Genomic DNA, 16,507 nt, shown 5'->3' with positions numbered 1-16,507 from the left:
GTTATGCCGCCCCTCTGCCTATGGTCAGGACGCGAAACACGAATTTCGGGGCGAGGATGAGATACCGCCGCCACAGTCTGCTAGGTTCCTGAAGCAGTCGGAACGACCATTCCAATCCAACGCGTTGCATCCATTTCGGGGCGCGTTCAACGGCACCAGAATGGAAATCGAACGCGGCCCCGACGCCGATCATCGTTGCGTTGATGCGCCCAAGGTGATCCGCCATCCAGATGTCTTGCTTTGGCGACGAAATCCCGACCCAAACGACGTCGGCACCGCTGTTGTGGATTTGCGCAATGATCCTCGCGTCTTCGGTCGGCGTCAGAGGGCGAAAGGGCGGGCAATAGGTTCCAACGATCTGGGCACCCGTCGCTGCAAATGTTCGCGAGAGCACCTCTGCGATCCCGTCTTTACCACCGTAAAAGAAGTGCTTTAGGTCATGATAGGCGGGATCAGTGAGTAGTTTTTCCATCAGGTCAGGACCACACGTACGGCTGACCGTATGGCCCTTGATCCGCCCAAGAAGCGCGACAGGGGCACCGTCTGGCACGTTCATCGCCGCGTTTTTCGCAATCGCCAGCAGGTCGGGTGTCTCTGCCATGACCATCAGGCTCGCCACATCGCGGCAGCCGACATAGCGGGACTGCCCACCTTTCCATCCATGAATGCGGTCAGCGGCGGATTGGAGGTTTGTTGCGGTGATCGGCACGCCGAGGACGTTATAGATCACATCGTCTGAAGCGACCCTAGCCATTGGCGATCCAATCCGCGTAGGTCTGCGCGATCCCTTCTTTGAGGTCTCGCGCATTGTTCCAACCCAGCGCGTGCAGGCGCGAACTGTCCATCAACTTGCGTGGGGTACCGTCGGGCTTTGTGGTGTCCCACGTCAGGGCCGCGTCATAGCCGACGACCTCTGCAATGGTCTCTGCCAGTTCTTTGATCGTGACCTCAACGCCAGACCCCACATTGATGTGGTCGTCGCCCGAATAGTTGCGCAGGAGGAACACCAGAGCGTTAGCCAGATCATCACAATGCAGGAATTCTCGTAGCGGAGTGCCCGTACCCCAAACGACGACCTCTGTGTCACCACGCTCTTTGGCCTCGTGGAACTTGCGCAACAGCGCAGGAAGGACGTGGCTGGTCGCCAGATCGTAGTTATCTCCCGGACCGTAGAGGTTCGTGGGCATGGCCGAAATCCAGTCGCGGCCATGTTGTTTGCGGTAGGCTTGAACCAGTTTGAGGCCCGCGATTTTCGCAATCGCATACCATTCGTTCGTCGGCTCCAATACACCCGTGAGGAGGCTGGCCTCTTGGATCGGTTGATCCGCAAACTTTGGGTAAATGCAGGAAGAGCCGAGGAACAGAAGGCGCTCCACATCGGCCTCGTGGGCGGCATGGAGGATGTTCGCCTCGATCATCAGGTTCTCGTAGAGGAAATCCAAGGGGGAGGTAGCGTTCGCGTGGATGCCGCCGACCTTAGCGGCAGCGAGCACGATTGCGTCGGGTTTGGTTGCAGCCATCCAATCGTGGACTGCCTTTTGGTTCACCAAATCGACCACCTCACGGCCTGCGGTGATGACCTCGCAGCCCTCGGACGCTAGACGCCGCACGACCGCGCCACCGACCATACCGCGATGCCCCGCGACCCAGATGCGTTTGCCCGTCAGATCGTAGGTCATGTCAGCCCTCCAGCGCCACAGGCAGTTCGAGTCCGTATTCCCTGAGTAGTTGCAGACGCCGCGCGGATTTATGATCCTCGGCGACCATTTCAGCGCACATCTGTTGGGCGGTGATTTCTGGCACCCAGCCGAGCACTTTCTTGGCCTTGGTCGGATCACCCAGCAGGGTCTCAACCTCTGCGGGGCGGAAGTAGCGCGGGTCGATGCGCATGATCACGTCACCCACTTTCAGCGCGGGGGCCAAGTCTCCTTTTATGCCCGCCACAGTCGCTACCTCATCGACGCCTTTGCCTGTAAACTCGACCGAAATGCCCAACTCTGCGGCGGTCCACGTGATGAATTCGCGTACAGAATACTGAACGCCTGTCGCGATGACAAAATCCTCTGGTGCGTCCTGTTGCAGCATCATCCACTGCATCCGCACGTAGTCTTTGGCGTGGCCCCAATCGCGCAGGCTGTCGATGTTGCCCATGTAGAGGCAGTCTTCGAGGCCGAGCGCGATATTCGCCAATCCGCGGGTGATCTTGCGGGTCACGAAGGTCTCACCACGACGCGGGGATTCATGGTTAAAGAGGATGCCGTTGCAGGCATACATGCCGTAGCTTTCGCGGTAGTTCACAGCGATCCAATAGGCATACATTTTCGCCACCGCGTAGGGCGAACGCGGGTAAAACGGTGTCGTCTCGCGCTGCGGGGTTTCTTGGACGAGGCCGAAGAGTTCAGAGGTCGAGGCCTGATAGAACCGCGTTTTCTTCTCGAGGCCTAGGAAACGGATCGCCTCAAGGATACGTAGGGTGCCCATCGCATCAACGTCGGCGGTGTATTCAGGTGCTTCGAACGACACAGCCACATGGGACTGTGCGCCCAAGTTATAGATCTCATCGGGCTCAATATCACGGATCAGGCGGGTCAGGTTCGACGTGTCCGTCAGATCGCCATAGTGCAGTTTGAAGCGCGCATTGTCGGTGTGTCGATCCTCGTAAATGTGGTCGACGCGCTGGGTGTTAAAGGATGATGCACGGCGTTTGATCCCGTGAACTTCATAGCCTTTAGACAATAGGAATTCCGCTAGGTAACTGCCGTCTTGGCCAGTTACCCCCGTAATGAGAGCTTTTTTCATGAAGGTTAGCCTTTCGCTCCTTGTCCGCGCGCATAGACATCTTCGTATCGAATGATGTCATCTTCACCGAGGTAGGCACCCGTCTGGACCTCGATCAGGACCATCGGGACTTTGCCGGGATTTCTCATGCGATGTACCGCGCCGAGGGGGATGTAGACGGACTCATTTTCCGTCACCAATTGGACCTTGTCGTCGATGGTAACTTCGGCGGTGCCCGTCACGACAATCCAGTGTTCGGCACGGTGGTGGTGGCTCTGCAGGGACAGCGCCGCACCGGGGTGCACATGAATGCGTTTGACCTGAAAACGGTCACTGATGGCGAGGCTTTCGAACCAGCCCCACGGGCGATGATCTTTGGGGAAGGTGGTCGCCTGTGTCGATCCTTTGGCCTTGAGCGCGTCGACAGCTTTTTTCACGTCTTGGGCGCGGGACATGTCGGCGATCAAAACCGCATCGTTCATCGCGATGGCCATAACGTTTTTCAGGCCGATACCCACGACCTCTAATCGGTCGCTGTCAGACCGCAACAGGCTGTCGGCGCAATCAATCGCGGTTGCTTCGCCAGAGGTGACGACGCCGTTGGTATCCGCGTCGCTTTCGCGCCAGACGGCATCCCAGCCGCCCAAATCCGACCATCCGCCGTCAAAGGGCACGACCGACAGGTTATCGGCCTTTTCCATAACGGCGTAGTCGATGGAGATGTCTTTGGCCCCCGCCCAAGCCTCAGGCCCGAGGCGGCAGAAGCCGAGGTCGACATGACCCGTTTCAATCGCTGCCGTTACGGGGGCGATCAGGTCGGGGGCATGGGTTTCGAAGGCTGCGATGATGTCGCGAGCGCGGAAGAGGAATATACCTGCGTTCCAGAGGAACGACCCCTCGGCCAACATCTGTGCGGCGCGTTGGGCGTCTGGTTTTTCGACAAACCGTTTGAGCGCAACGGGTTGGCCGTCCGATGGGGTCGATAGTTCCAGATAGCCGTAGGCGGTTTCAGGATGGGTCGGGGTGATCCCAAAGGTCACGAGTTGACCGCTGTCAACGGCGCTGAGGCCAGCCTCAATCGCGGCTTTGAACGCCTTGGTATCAGGAATAATGTGGTCAGACGGGGCGACCAGCAGGACCGCATCAGGGTCTTTGCGCGCGACATAGAGGGCCGCGGCGAGGACCGCAGGCGCAGTGTTGCGGCCTTCGGGTTCGATCATAATCGCGCCGGGGTCGATGCCGACCTCTTGCAACTGCTCGGTCACGATGAACCTGAAATCGGAGTTGGTGATTACGATCGGTGCTGCGAAATTAGTGCCTGTCATGCGGAGGGCCGAACCTTGGAACAGGGTTTTGTCACCAACGAGCGGCACGAACTGCTTTGGATAGGACTTACGGGACAACGGCCAGAGCCGTGTGCCAGAACCGCCGCAAAGTATAATCGGTGTAATCATTTTCTATCCAAAGGTGTCGCAATGGGGCCGTGGTAGGGCCGTGTGGTAAATGTAGCAAGTGAACCGCAGCAAGTGCGCGGAAATTCCAAACATTTTCATAAAAATGTGCGGAACCTTCGCAGAGTATTTTGGGAAATGGTTAAAAATTCGAGAAGAAATAAGCAGTGATTTGAAAGACTCGGCGGCCAGATTTCAAATGGGAAAATTCACTGTCATAAGTGGACTGAAAGGGGTCATGATTTGAAAATTGATAAATTTGCGGGTCAAAAGATTGAAAATTAGCATCAATACAGTCAAAAAACCCATTTCAAAATTCGCGGCAAAACAGGATTATAGCTGAAACTTCCATTCTAGGTGACAGCAATGCCTGCACGGCCCATGACCGCGTTCACACGCTCTATGAAATTCGCTCCCGAAGCTGACCTGCTTCAATCGCTGATCCAGCAGGCCGATTTGTCGGCAGAGACACGCACCAAAATCTCGGCGCGTGCGGCGGATTTGGTTCGGAATATCCGCTCCTCTGCGGATCCGAGTCTGATGGAGCACTTCCTGTCTGAATACGGTCTATCGACCCGCGAGGGTGTCGCGCTCATGTGTTTGGCCGAAGCCATGTTGCGCGTGCCAGATGCGGACACCATCGACGCACTGATCGAGGATAAGATCGCGCCGTCGGATTGGGGCAAACATTTGGGTGAAGCGTCATCGTCGCTGGTGAACGCTTCGACTTGGGCGCTGATGCTGACGGGCCGCGTGCTCGACGATGAAAAGCCGGGGATGGCTGGTGTTCTACGTGGCGCGATCAAACGTCTGGGCGAACCTGTGATCCGCACCGCCGTTGGGCGTGCGATGAAGGAAATGGGACGCCAGTTCGTTCTGGGCGAAACCATCGCAAAGGCGCTCGACCGCGCGGCAAAGCTAGAGGCGCAGGGCTACACCTACAGCTACGATATGCTGGGCGAGGCTGCGCGCACCGCCGAGGACGCCCGCCGTTATGCGATCGCCTATTCCAACGCTATCGATGGGATCGCGGCGTCGTGCACCAAAGGCAGTGTTGAAGCGAACCCTGGGATTTCGATCAAACTCTCCGCGCTTCACCCGCGCTACGAGGTCGCCCACGAGGACCGCGTTATGGCCGAACTGGTGCCCGTGGTTCTGGGCCTTGCGCAAAAGGCTAAAGCGGCGGGGATGGGGTTCAACATCGACGCCGAAGAACAGGATCGTCTGGTCCTCTCGCTCAAGGTGATTGAGGCGGTTCTGTCCGACGAAAGCCTCGCGGGTTGGGACGGGTTTGGCGTTGTGGTTCAGGCCTACGGTAAGCGGGCAGGGGCGGCGCTGGATTGGCTGTATGAAACCGCAACACGCCTCGACCGTCGGATCATGGTGCGCCTTGTTAAGGGTGCCTATTGGGACACGGAAATGAAACTGGCGCAGGTGCAGGGCCTCGACGGGTTTTCGCTGTTCACCTCGAAGGTTGCGACCGATGTGAGCTATATTTCCAACGCGAAAAAGCTGTTTGATTACACCGACCGCATCTACCCACAGTTCGCGACACATAACGCCCATACGGTGGCCGCTATTCTGGAAATGGCAGAGGGTCGTCCGTTCGAATTCCAGCGCCTTCATGGCATGGGTGAACGTCTGCATGACATCGTGCTCAAGGACACTAAAGGCCGGTGCCGTATTTATGCGCCTGTCGGTGCACATCGTGACCTGCTCGCTTATCTCGTGCGTCGCTTGCTCGAAAACGGTGCTAACTCTTCGTTCGTGCACCAGATCGTGGACGAAGCCGTTTCGCCCGAACTGATCGCGACCGACCCGTTTGAAGCGGTCAAGACCGCGACTGCGCCGACCGGCCTTGTCCTCCCGTCCGAGATTTTCGGCGCTGGGCGTACAAACTCTAAGGGTTGGGATTTGAGCGATGAACAAACGCTGGCAGAGGTCTTTGCCGCGCGCGATGTGGCCTTGCCCAACGCTGGCCCAATCACGGTGTCGCCAGCGACAGGCGTAGAGGTTCCTGTGATCAATCCTGCAACGGGCGAAACCATCGCGACCGTGGTCGAGGCTGACAGCGCAACCGTTGAACGCGCCATTGCGGATGCAAAGGTGTGGTATGCGCCTGTTGCTGAACGTGCGGCGGTCTTGCGCAAGGCGGCTGACCTCTATGAGGAAAACTACGGTCTGATCTTTGCGGCCCTTGCCCAAGAGGCAGGCAAGACGTTGCTCGATGCTGTTGGTGAAGTGCGCGAGGCGGTCGATTTCCTGCGTTACTACGCGGATCAGGCCGAAGAGGCGGATCACTTCCCGCGGGGCATCTTTACCGCGATCAGCCCTTGGAACTTCCCCTTGGCGATTTTCACGGGCCAGATCGCGGCAGCGCTGGCTGTCGGGAACGCGGTCTTGGCGAAACCAGCAGAGCAAACGGCGGTTGTTGCGGCCATCGCTGTGCGGCTGATGATCGAGGCGGGCGTTCCCGCCTCTGCGCTGCAACTTCTGCCGGGGCAGGGTGGCACGGTGGGGGCTGCGCTGACATCGGACAAACGGATTGCGGGTGTGGTGTTCACAGGCTCGACCGATACGGCGCTGATCATCCGCAAGTCCATGGCGAAGCATATGTCTCCGTCTGCGCCGCTGATTGCGGAAACGGGTGGTCTGAATGCGATGATCGTCGACTCGACCGCGCTGCCTGAACAGGCGGTGCGCGATGTCGTGGCCTCGGCCTTCCAATCGGCGGGTCAGCGGTGTTCTGCCCTGCGCTGCCTCTACATCCAAGAGGACGTCGCCCCGCATGTGATCGATATGATCAAGGGCGCGATGGACGAGCTGGTCGTCGGCAATCCGTGGAGCCTGAACACTGACGTCGGCCCAGTCATCGACCAAGACGCTTATTCAGAAATCGGTGCCTATATCGACGCCGCCAATGGGTCCGTCCTGCATCAACTGCCCGTGCCGAATGCTGGGAATTTCATCGCGCCGACCATGATCAAGGTGAACGGGATCGAAGATCTGGAGCGCGAGATTTTCGGACCAGTGCTGCATGTCGCGACCTTTAAGGGGGCGAACCTGCAAAAGGTGATTGATGCGGTAAACGCAAAGGGCTTTGGCCTGACCTTTGGTCTGCACACCCGCATTGATAACCGCGTCCAAGAAGTCGCGGACGGCATCCATGTCGGGAACCTCTATGTGAACCGCAACCAGATCGGCGCAGTCGTCGGTAGCCAGCCGTTTGGCGGTGAGGGGCTGTCGGGCACTGGGCCAAAAGCTGGCGGTCCGCAGTACCTCTATCGATTTGCGGCACCGAAATCGGCAGCAAAGGGCGCGGATTGGGAAACGGCTGCGGACCTGTCGGATACCCAAGACGCAATCAACGCGGCCAAGTCTAATGGCATCATTCGTCAGATCGAACTCCCCGGTCCAACGGGTGAGGCCAACACGCTCTCTATCCTGCCGCGTGGCCCGATCCTCTGTATGGGTCCAGGGGTAGAGGCTGTAGCGGCACAGGTCGCAGCGGTCGAAGCCTTGGGCGGTGTTGCGATCGCGGTGCAAGGTGAACTGGCGCCCTCTGCGCTCGCCACGTTGAACGGGTTCTACGGTGCGATCTGGTGGGGCAACGGTGCGCGCCCCTACGTGGAGGCACTGGCGCGTCGTAAGGGGCCGATCATTCCGCTGATCACGGATATGCCTGACCTTGGTCATGTGACGCACGAACGGCACCTGTGCATCGACACAACAGCCGCAGGGGGCAACGCGGCCCTGCTCGCTGGATAAACAAAAACGCCCGCCACATTCGGCGGGCGTTTCTCTTAGTCCTCGCCAAAGAGGTCGCGGGTAAAGACCTTATCCGCGACATCCCGAATATCGTCGGTCATGCGGTTGGCGATGATCACATCGCATTGGTCTTTGAAGGCGTTCAGGTCGTGGATAACCTCTGACCCAAAGAAATCAGGCGCATCGAGGACGGGTTCGTAGACCACGACCTTGATCCCTTTCGCCTTCACCCGCTTCATGATGCCTTGCACCGACGACTGGCGGTAATTGTCCGAGCCCGCTTTCATCACAAGGCGATAAACGCCGACCTGCTTCGGCTTCATCGCGATGATGCGGTCAGACAGGTAGTCTTTGCGCGTGCGGTTCGCATCTACAATCGCAGCGATGAGGTTCTGCGGCACCTCAGAGTAGTTCGCAAGGAGCTGCTTAGTATCCTTGGGCAAGCAGTAGCCGCCGTAGCCAAAGGACGGGTTGTTGTAGTGGCTGCCGATACGGGGATCGAGGCTTACGCCTTCGATGACCTGACGGCTGTCCATGCCGCGCGACAGGGCATAGCTGTCGAGTTCGTTAAAGAACGCGACGCGCATGGCGAGGTAGGTATTGGCAAAGAGCTTGATAGCCTCAGCCTCGGACGGGTCAGTGAAAAGTACCTCAACGTCTTTGGTAATTGCCCCTTCAAGCAGAAGATCGGCAAAGCGGCGGGCACGGTCCGAGCGTTCGCCAACGATGATCCGGCTGGGGTGCAGGTTGTCATAGAGGGCGCGTCCTTCGCGCAGGAATTCGGGCGAAAAGATCACTTGATCCGTGTTCAGTTCTTCGCGCACGCGTTCGACAAAGCCCACGGGGATCGTCGATTTAACGACAATCGTAGCCCTGGGGTTCTGGGCGATAACGGCACGGATGACACCCTCAACCGAAGAAGTGTCAAAGTAGTTGTTCTGCGGGTCGTAGTTCGTGGGCGTCGCGACGATCACAAACTCTGCATCGCGATAGGCATCCGTGCTGGTCGTGGCCGAGAGGTTGAGGTTCCCGCGCGACAGATACTCTTCCATCTCTTTGTCAACGATGGGGCATTTGCCACCGTTCACCATCTGCACGCGGTGTTTCGAAATATCGACCGCGGTTACCTCGTTGTTCTGCGACAAAAGCACAGCGTTCGAGAGGCCCACATAGCCCAGTCCTGCAACGGCAATCTTCATATTAGACCTCGTAGTAATCGCGATACCAATCGACAAAGGCTTGCACCCCGTCACGGACATTCGTTTGTGGTTTATAGCCCGTCAGGGTCTGCAAAAGCGAGGCATCGGCCCAGGTCGCGGGCACGTCGCCCGCCTGCATTGGCATCATGTTGCGGGTTGCGGTTTTGCCTGTCGCCTTTTCGATCGCGGCGATGAAATCGGTCAGTTGCACGCTGTCAGAATTGCCGATGTTCACCACGCGCCACGGGGCCACAGGGGAAAGGCTATCGCCCTCGGGTACTTCGTCCAGACGTTCGGGAACTGCGTCAATCAGCAGGCGGATGCCTTCAACGAGGTCGGTCACATAGGTGAAATCACGCTTCATATCGCCGTGGTTATAAACGTCGATCGGATCGCCGTTCAGGATCGCCTTTGTGAACTTGAATAGCGCCATATCGGGGCGTCCCCACGGACCGTAGACGGTAAAGAAGCGGAACATCGTCACGGGCAGGTGGTAGAGGTGGGCATAGGAATGCGCCATCGCCTCTGTCGCCTTTTTCGTAGCGGCATAGAAGGACATCTGGTGGTCCGCTTTTACCGTTTCCTGATAGGGCATCACCGTGTTCGCACCATAGGCCGACGAGGTCGAGGCCAGCAGCATGTGTGCGGGTGGATAGGCGCGGGCGGCCTCTAGAATTTCAAAGGTGCCGACGATGTTGCTTTCCAGATAGGCACGCGGATTGTCGATTGAATAACGCACGCCTGCTTGGGCGGCGAGGTGGATGATGACGTCGGGGGTTTCCTCGGCAAAGAGGGACATCATCAGGCCCGGCGCTTCGATATTGTCGTTGATGACGCGGAAATTCGGGTTCTGTAGCAGGATCGACTGGCGGCGCTGTTTTAGTGCGACATCGTAGTAGTCCGACAGGTTGTCGATGCCGACCACGCGGAACCCATCGTCGAGCAGCTTTTGGCAAAGGTGAAACCCGATAAAGCCCGAAGAGCCCGTTACCAGTGCGGTTCGTTGTTGCGTCGTCATTCTTACAAAACCTCTGCGGCCACGCGGGCCATATATGTCTCAACCAGTTCGACCGCGTCTGCGGCGCTCTGGGATTGTGCGTAAACGCGGAATTCGGGGGCGTTGCCCGATGGGCGAAGGTGAACGACCTGACCATTGTCAAAATTCACCCGTAGGCCGTCGGTTAGATCAACGCTGTTGATGCTGCCGGAGGGCGCGAAAAAGGTCGCGCGCACGGTTGCATCTTCGATCAGGGACGAGAGGAATACGGCCGCCTTATCGCGGTTGATCTCTTGCACGCGGTCAGCGGCGGTAAAGCACGGCGGAAGTTCGGCAACGCAGTCGGCCAAGGATTTGCCAGCCAAGTTGGCCGAGGCAAGCGGGGCGATAATCGGCAATAGGCTGTCGCGGGTCATAAGCGGGGGCAGCGGGCCTTTGAGGGTTGCCTCGAACCCGATCAGGAACCCGCCGTTCGCCTCAAATCCGACCACATGATTGGCTGGGTTCTTTTGCGCCTCTTCCATTGCGGCGATCACATAGGGCGATCCGATCCGCGTCAGGTGGACCGATCCAAACTCTGGCATACGGCGCACCATGTCGTTCGACGACACTGGGGTGCAAATTGTATCGGCCGCGAGCAAGAGCGCGGTCATCACGCCCAGCACATCGCCGACAATGACTTGACCGTTTGCATCCGTGACCATCGGACGGTCCGCGTCCCCGTCGGTCGACACGATCGCATCGAGCCCGTGTTCGCGGCAGAGCGTTTCGAGCATGGAACGCGTCTCGGGATCGACGGCTTCGGTATCGACGGGGATGAACACCTCGGACCGACCAAAGCGCACGACAGTCGCGCCCAAGGCTGTCAGAACATCCGCCATGATGTCACGCGCGACAGAGGAATGCTCGTAGACGCCGATGGTCAGCCCATTGAGGCTCTCAGCGCCAAAAGCGGTCACATAGCGGGCAATATAGGGGGTAGTCGCGTCGACCTGGTCGAGCGCGCCATTGCCCGCTGCGGGAGCCTGTCTCGCGGCATAGGCTGCACTGATTGCGGCCTCGTCCTCTTTGCTGATTTCGCCCGATGGCACATAGAATTTCAGCCCGTTGCGGTCGGCGGGGATATGGCTGCCAGTCACCATCACGGCTGCCGCGCCTGCGGACATTGAGGCCAAGGCCAGTGCGGGGGTCGGCACTGCACCGCAATCCACCGCGCGAAGTCCGACGGCACGAGCCGCAGCGATCACTTGGCCCGCGATGTCAGGTGACGATGGCCGCAGGTCGCGCCCAACAAAGAGCGCACCACCATGGGGGCAGACCGACAAAAATGCCTGCACATAGGTTGTCACCAGCTCGGGGGTGAGTTCAGTGACAAGTCCACGCAAGCCACTGGTGCCAAAAGAGGGAGCCATCCGATAGTCCAAGATCAACGTTATAAAATATGGCGCGACCCTAGCGTTCAGGGACGATCATGCAACCTATAACGGCAAGCCACGGGCTTTGTTCAGAAAGATGTGGCAATCACGCATGGGTTCGGATTTGATCGCTGCAAACAAGGGGACCCCCATGACGCTACTTCAATCCATCACCCAATCCGCCGCTGATCCTGTGGAGAGCCGCCCAGACCCGTCCAAGGTCATCGCTGGCGATCCCGTCTTTACCTCGTGAGACATCGAAGATCGTGACGGCATCTATGCGGGGATTTGGCAGGCGACACCGGGGGTTTGGAAGGTGTATTATGACGAATGGGAATACTGCCGCATCCTTGCGGGCCATTCGATCCTGCGCGGGGATGATGGATCAGAGAAATCCGTTAAGGCGGGCGATAGCTTTATCATCCGACCAGGGTTTTCGGGCACGTGGGAAGTCGTTGAAACAACGGTCAAAGACTACGTGATCAAGGTGTAAAAGTGGGGGGATTTGGTGGAGCCTAGCGGGATCGAACCGCTGACCTCCTGCATGCCATGCAGGCGCTCTCCCAGCTGAGCTAAGGCCCCATCAATGTAGGCATTTCTGCCGTGCTGCGCTGATTATGCGCTGGCTCGGGCGGGTGCAAGTGCAAATTTCGCCCGAGCCGGAATTTTTTAGTCTTCGTCGTCGCCTGCAGCAACGTCGCCCAGATCGTCGAACGACACTGTATCGTCGTCGTCTTCGTCGAGCACATCATCGCCCAGATCTACGTCTTCGTCGTCATCATCGTCGAGGATCAGATCATCATCCGCGTCTTCGACCTTCATTTTCTTGGTCTGCGCGTCTTCTGCGTCCGCAATCATGGTGCGGGTTTTCGACGAGTCGATATTGACGACCTCGCCCGTGTAAGGGCTAACGATCGGGTTTTTGTTCAGGTCGTAAAAACGCTTGCCTGTGGTTGGGCAAATCCGTTTTGTTCCCCATTCTTCATTGGGCATGGCTATCCCTTCAATCTGTCACGCTCTTGCGGTGGAATGATGCCACCTGCCATAAGCCATCCATGGTGTCAAAGGCTTTGACACCGGTTTACATCAGGAACAGGCATATGAGCCGTATAACGCTTGCTGGCAACCCCCCGATTTCAGTGAATCTGCGCCGTTCTGCACGTGCGCGGCGAATTTCGCTGCGAATCTCGCGGTTGGATGGTCGCGTGACGCTGACAATGCCGACCCGCGTGGATGAACGCGAAGGAATCGCCTTTGTGCGGGAACGGGAGCTTTGGCTGCGGTCGCATCTGGACAAGATGGGAGAAGAGCGCACCGTCGGGATCGATGGGTCAGTCCTGTTTCGCGGAGATGAAGTGCCCGTTGTGGGCACCACTGGCAAACGGGTGCGGTTCACGGGCGAGGTGTTGGAGGTGCCCAACGATCCAGATCGGGCAGGGACGCGCGTTCTTGCCTTTCTGAAACATCAGGCCCGCGATGCCTTGGCCGAGGCGTCAGATCGCTATGCGGCCCGTCTGGGGCGTAGCTACGGGCGTCTGAGCTTACGGGACACACGGTCGCGCTGGGGGTCGTGCACCTCTGCGGGTGATCTGATGTATAGCTGGCGGCTGATTATGGCACCGCCAGAGGTGCTCGATTACGTAGCGGCCCATGAGGTCGCGCATTTGGTCGAGATGAACCATTCCCAAGCATTTTGGGATGTCGTGGCGGACATTTACCCCGACTATGAGGACCCCCGTCACTGGCTGAAAACCGAAGGTCAGGTTCTGCATCGGGTGCGGTTCAGCGATTGACGAGCGCAATTTTTGTGATCACAAACGACACATGATACCGTCTAGCCGCCCCACTGATCCCTCTGCCGCTGCCCATGAACGGGTGTATCGCACCCTGCGTATGCAGGTAATGCACGGAGAGATCATGCCGGGGGCTTCGCTCACCCTGCGCGGCATTGGCAAACAGTTCGACGTGTCTATGACCCCCGCCCGAGAAGCCGTCCGTCGTTTGGTCGCCGAAGGCGCCTTGTTCCTGTCCTCATCGGGGCGCGTTTCGACGCCAGAACTGTCCAACGAACGGATCGAGGAATTGGCGGCCCTGCGTGCGATGCTTGAACCCGAACTGGCGAGCCGCGCTTTGCCGCGTGCGCACTTTGCACTGATCGAACGGCTTGAGACGATCAATCAGGCGGTCAGTCAGATGGTCGCGCGGCATGATGCGATTGGCTATATCCGCATGAACCTAGAGTTCCACCGCACGCTCTATCTGCGGGCGCAGGCGCCCGCGATGTTGATGATGACGGAAACTGTATGGCTCCAGATGGGGCCAACGATGCGGGCGCTCTATGGGCGTCTGAACCGCAAAGAGCCGCCACCCCATCACCGTCTGATCCTATCAGCGCTCAAGGCAGGGGATGAACCAGGGCTGCGGCTTGCCGTGCGGGCGGACGTGACCCAAGGTCTACGGCTCCTAAGGGGTTAGGCTGTCGTGGGCTGACCCGCACCTGCGTTCGCGATTTTCTGGATAAGATCACGCATCACCTGTGCTGAAACCTGCAAGAGGGTCGCGATGCGGGCGATGGCGTCATATTCGACCTGCTCGACCTTGCCGTCGGCAAAGGCGATGCGCATTGCGGCCTCCATCACGATATGGCGGTCGTTTTCGCTTAGGTCCGCACCGATGGCCGAAACCGCGTCGCTGTCTTGGGCGGTGTAGTTGAGCATCTCGATGATCTGCTTCGGCGTATAAACGCAACCTGTGAGAGCGCTCAACGTCTGGGAAATCTGTTTGATCTCGCGTTGGTCATAGTCACCATCGCAGGTCGCGACATAGCACATCGCAGCCAAGGCATGGACGGCGGTTTCGTCGTTATAGCGGGACTTACGCGACCTGCGTTTGCTGGTCATGGCCTGCAAACCACCCCTGGAAGAGATGAGTTTCGTGAGCAAGCCGACACTTATGATCAACGCGATCAGACCATAGAACCCATAGTTGCGCAGTTTGATATCAGCAGGGGTTTCGGGAACGAGGGGCACGTCGGCGGGGAACAGGCCAGCGGCCTTGCCCATAATCATTTGTTGGAGCGTGAGTTCGAAATAGCTATCGGCCTCGCAACGGTTTTCAGCGAGGACATAGCCCTGAACCTCAAAGGTCATTTGGGCCGACAAAAGAACGATGCCTTCACCAAAATAGCAGAGCGACATCGGATTGCCGTTGGGATCAACTTGGTCCGTTTCGGCGACGAACCGCAGGTTCTCGCCAAAGCCTGTGTTCGGAATGGAATATCGCTTGGCCTCTGCCTGTGACGGTATAAGGGCTAGGGTCAATAGGACCGAAAACAGGGTCATCATTCCGCGCATATCGCAGGCTCCTCGTTAAAACTTGAGGACATTTGTGCCTGTGAATTGGGGCGGAGTTTGGACGGGATCGGGGAATTTCAGGAGCGCAAATGAAAAGGGCGGCCCGAGGGCCGCCCTTTGGAAGTCTTAGCTGTGGATCGGGCCGTCGCCGCAAGCCAGTGCCGCCTCGCGGACCGCCTCAGAGTAGGTCGGGTGCGCGTGGCAGGTGCGTGCCAGATCTTCGGCAGCTGCGCCGAATTCCATCGCAACGCAGATCTCGTGGATCAGGTCGCCTGCTGCCGGTCCAATGATGTGCGCGCCGAGGATGCGGTCGGTTGCCTTGTCAGCGAGGATTTTCACGAAACCGTCGCCCATAAAGACAGCCTTTGCGCGACCGTTGCCCATGAATGAGAATTTGCCGACCTTATAGGCGCGACCTTCAGCTTTGAGCTGCTCTTCGGTTTTACCAACCGAAGCGACCTCGGGTGCGGTGTAGATCACGCCCGGGATCACGTCGTAGTTCACGTGACCGGCCTGACCTGCGATAACCTCGGCAACAGCCATGCCTTCGTCTTCGGCTTTGTGCGCCAGCATCGGGCCTTCGATTGCGTCGCCGATGGCGTAAACACCCGGAATGTTGGTCGCGTAGTGACCGTTGGTCGCGATCTGACCACGCTGGGTCATCTCTACGCCCAGAGCGTCGAGGCCGAGGCCTGCGGTGTAGGGGCGGCGACCTGTGGCGACCAGAACGACTTCGGCGTCGATGCTGTGTTCGCTGTCGTCTTTACGCAGTTTGTAGGTGACGGTGTTCTTGCCTTTGCCTTTGGCAACGCCCTGAACCGCAGCGCCCATGACAAAGTTGAGGCCTTGTTTCGCGAGCATCTTCTGGAAGGTCTTTTGAACGTCGCCGTCCATACCTGGGGTGATCACGTCGAGGAATTCAACGACGGTCACATCAGCGCCGAGGCGTTTGTAAACCGATCCGAGTTCGAGGCCGATAACGCCAGCGCCGATTACAACCATCGATTTTGGGATCGATTTCAGAGCCAATGCGCCCGTCGAGGTCACAACGGTTTCTTCGTCAACTTCGATACCCGGTAGGGCAGAAGGTTCGGAGCCTGTTGCGATGATGATGTTCTTCGCTTCGTGGATATCGTCGCCGACTTTCACTTTGCCAGCTTCGGGGATGGAGGCCCAACCTTTGATCCAATCAACCTTGTTCTTTTTGAACAGGAATTCGATGCCTTTGGTGTTGCCGTCGATCACGCCTTGTTTGTAATCGAGCATCGCTGCCCAATCGACCTTGGGTTTCGCGACCTTGAGGCCCATTTTGCCAAAGTTCTCTTCGGCTTCGTGCAGCGAGTGCGACGCGTGCAGAAGGGCCTTGGACGGGATGCAGCCTACGTTCAAGCAGGTGCCGCCGAGGGTGTCACGACCTTCGACAACTGCGGTCTTCAGACCCAGCTGGGCGCAACGGATTGCGCAGACATAGCCACCAGGGCCGGCGCCGATTACGATAACGTCATAGCTGGACATAGCAGTCTCCTGTTCAGTAGCCACCAGTGTG

The 16,507-nt window shown here is 58.3% G+C and carries 13 protein-coding genes, 1 tRNA gene and 1 pseudogene; 4 read left to right on the top strand and 11 right to left on the bottom strand.

Annotated features, from left to right (window positions below):
- Position 1: 1 nt before the first annotated feature.
- From AC07ED_RS12035 to AC07ED_RS12020, 4 genes are read right to left on the bottom strand one after another with little or no spacing between them, the layout of a single operon-like run.
- Positions 2-754, bottom strand: coding sequence for a WecB/TagA/CpsF family glycosyltransferase (locus tag AC07ED_RS12035; protein ID WP_158664469.1), 753 nt, complete (start codon positions 752-754; stop codon positions 2-4).
- Positions 747-1,679 (bottom strand): GDP-L-fucose synthase, encoded by a 933-nt coding sequence (gene fcl / locus AC07ED_RS12030; RefSeq protein ID WP_105234289.1) that lies wholly within the window; start codon positions 1,677-1,679, stop codon positions 747-749. Before fcl ends, AC07ED_RS12035 begins: the two co-directional genes overlap by 8 nt.
- A 1-nt stretch (position 1,680) precedes the next feature.
- A complete protein-coding gene (gmd, locus tag AC07ED_RS12025; RefSeq protein WP_105234290.1) occupies positions 1,681-2,799 on the bottom strand; it encodes a GDP-mannose 4,6-dehydratase in 1,119 nt (372 codons plus the stop codon).
- A 5-nt stretch (positions 2,800-2,804) separates the two neighbouring features.
- On the bottom strand, positions 2,805-4,232 hold the full coding sequence (locus tag AC07ED_RS12020) for a mannose-1-phosphate guanylyltransferase/mannose-6-phosphate isomerase (protein ID WP_105234291.1): 1,428 nt from the start codon (positions 4,230-4,232) through the stop codon (positions 2,805-2,807).
- 363 nt (positions 4,233-4,595) lie between these two features.
- Between AC07ED_RS12020 and putA the strand changes: the two genes are divergently transcribed.
- Positions 4,596-7,997, top strand: coding sequence for a bifunctional proline dehydrogenase/L-glutamate gamma-semialdehyde dehydrogenase PutA (putA, locus tag AC07ED_RS12015; protein ID WP_105234292.1), 3,402 nt, complete (start codon positions 4,596-4,598; stop codon positions 7,995-7,997).
- Between the two features lie 35 nt (positions 7,998-8,032).
- On the opposite strand, the gene AC07ED_RS12010 is transcribed toward putA, so the two are convergent.
- From AC07ED_RS12010 to AC07ED_RS12000, 3 genes are read right to left on the bottom strand one after another with little or no spacing between them, the layout of a single operon-like run.
- A complete protein-coding gene (locus tag AC07ED_RS12010; protein WP_105234293.1) occupies positions 8,033-9,196 on the bottom strand; it encodes a nucleotide sugar dehydrogenase in 1,164 nt (387 codons plus the stop codon).
- Position 9,197: 1 nt separating this feature from the next.
- Positions 9,198-10,214, bottom strand: a complete 1,017-nt coding sequence (locus AC07ED_RS12005) for a GDP-mannose 4,6-dehydratase (protein ID WP_105234294.1) — start codon at positions 10,212-10,214, stop codon at positions 9,198-9,200.
- Positions 10,215-10,216: 2 nt separating this feature from the next.
- The gene (locus tag AC07ED_RS12000; protein WP_105234295.1) at positions 10,217-11,605 is read right to left on the bottom strand and encodes a phosphomannomutase; all 1,389 of its coding nucleotides are present in this window, start codon (positions 11,603-11,605) and stop codon (positions 10,217-10,219) included.
- Between the two features lie 154 nt (positions 11,606-11,759).
- Here AC07ED_RS12000 and AC07ED_RS11995 point away from each other — a divergent pair.
- Positions 11,760-12,101, top strand: a pseudogene (locus AC07ED_RS11995) (cupin domain-containing protein).
- Between the two features lie 13 nt (positions 12,102-12,114).
- On the opposite strand, the gene AC07ED_RS11990 reads toward AC07ED_RS11995, so the two are convergent.
- Positions 12,115-12,190, bottom strand: a tRNA-Ala gene (locus tag AC07ED_RS11990).
- 87 nt (positions 12,191-12,277) lie between these two features.
- Positions 12,278-12,601 (bottom strand): TIGR02300 family protein, encoded by a 324-nt coding sequence (locus AC07ED_RS11985; protein ID WP_067550694.1) that lies wholly within the window; start codon positions 12,599-12,601, stop codon positions 12,278-12,280.
- Between the two features lie 107 nt (positions 12,602-12,708).
- On the opposite strand from AC07ED_RS11985, the gene AC07ED_RS11980 reads away from it, so the two are divergent.
- Together AC07ED_RS11980 and AC07ED_RS11975 are read left to right on the top strand one after the other, a co-directional pair.
- Positions 12,709-13,401 carry a M48 family metallopeptidase gene (locus AC07ED_RS11980; RefSeq protein ID WP_105234296.1) on the top strand — a complete coding sequence of 231 codons (693 nt, stop codon included), beginning with the start codon at positions 12,709-12,711 and terminating at the stop codon, positions 13,399-13,401.
- Positions 13,402-13,432: 31 nt separating this feature from the next.
- Positions 13,433-14,083, top strand: a complete 651-nt coding sequence (locus tag AC07ED_RS11975) for a GntR family transcriptional regulator (RefSeq protein ID WP_105234297.1) — start codon at positions 13,433-13,435, stop codon at positions 14,081-14,083.
- Here AC07ED_RS11975 and AC07ED_RS11970 read toward each other — a convergent pair.
- The gene (locus AC07ED_RS11970) at positions 14,080-14,961 is read right to left on the bottom strand and encodes a tellurite resistance TerB family protein (protein ID WP_105234298.1); all 882 of its coding nucleotides are present in this window, start codon (positions 14,959-14,961) and stop codon (positions 14,080-14,082) included. The genes AC07ED_RS11975 and AC07ED_RS11970 overlap by 4 nt on opposite strands.
- Positions 14,962-15,087: 126 nt before the next feature.
- The gene (gene lpdA / locus AC07ED_RS11965; protein WP_067550690.1) at positions 15,088-16,476 is read right to left on the bottom strand and encodes a dihydrolipoyl dehydrogenase; all 1,389 of its coding nucleotides are present in this window, start codon (positions 16,474-16,476) and stop codon (positions 15,088-15,090) included.
- Positions 16,477-16,507: the final 31 nt, after the last annotated feature.

Source organism: Aestuarium zhoushanense (assembly GCF_056431045.1).
The sequence above is the reverse complement of the archived record's forward strand: the minus strand, read 5'-3'. Positions and strand labels throughout refer to the sequence as shown.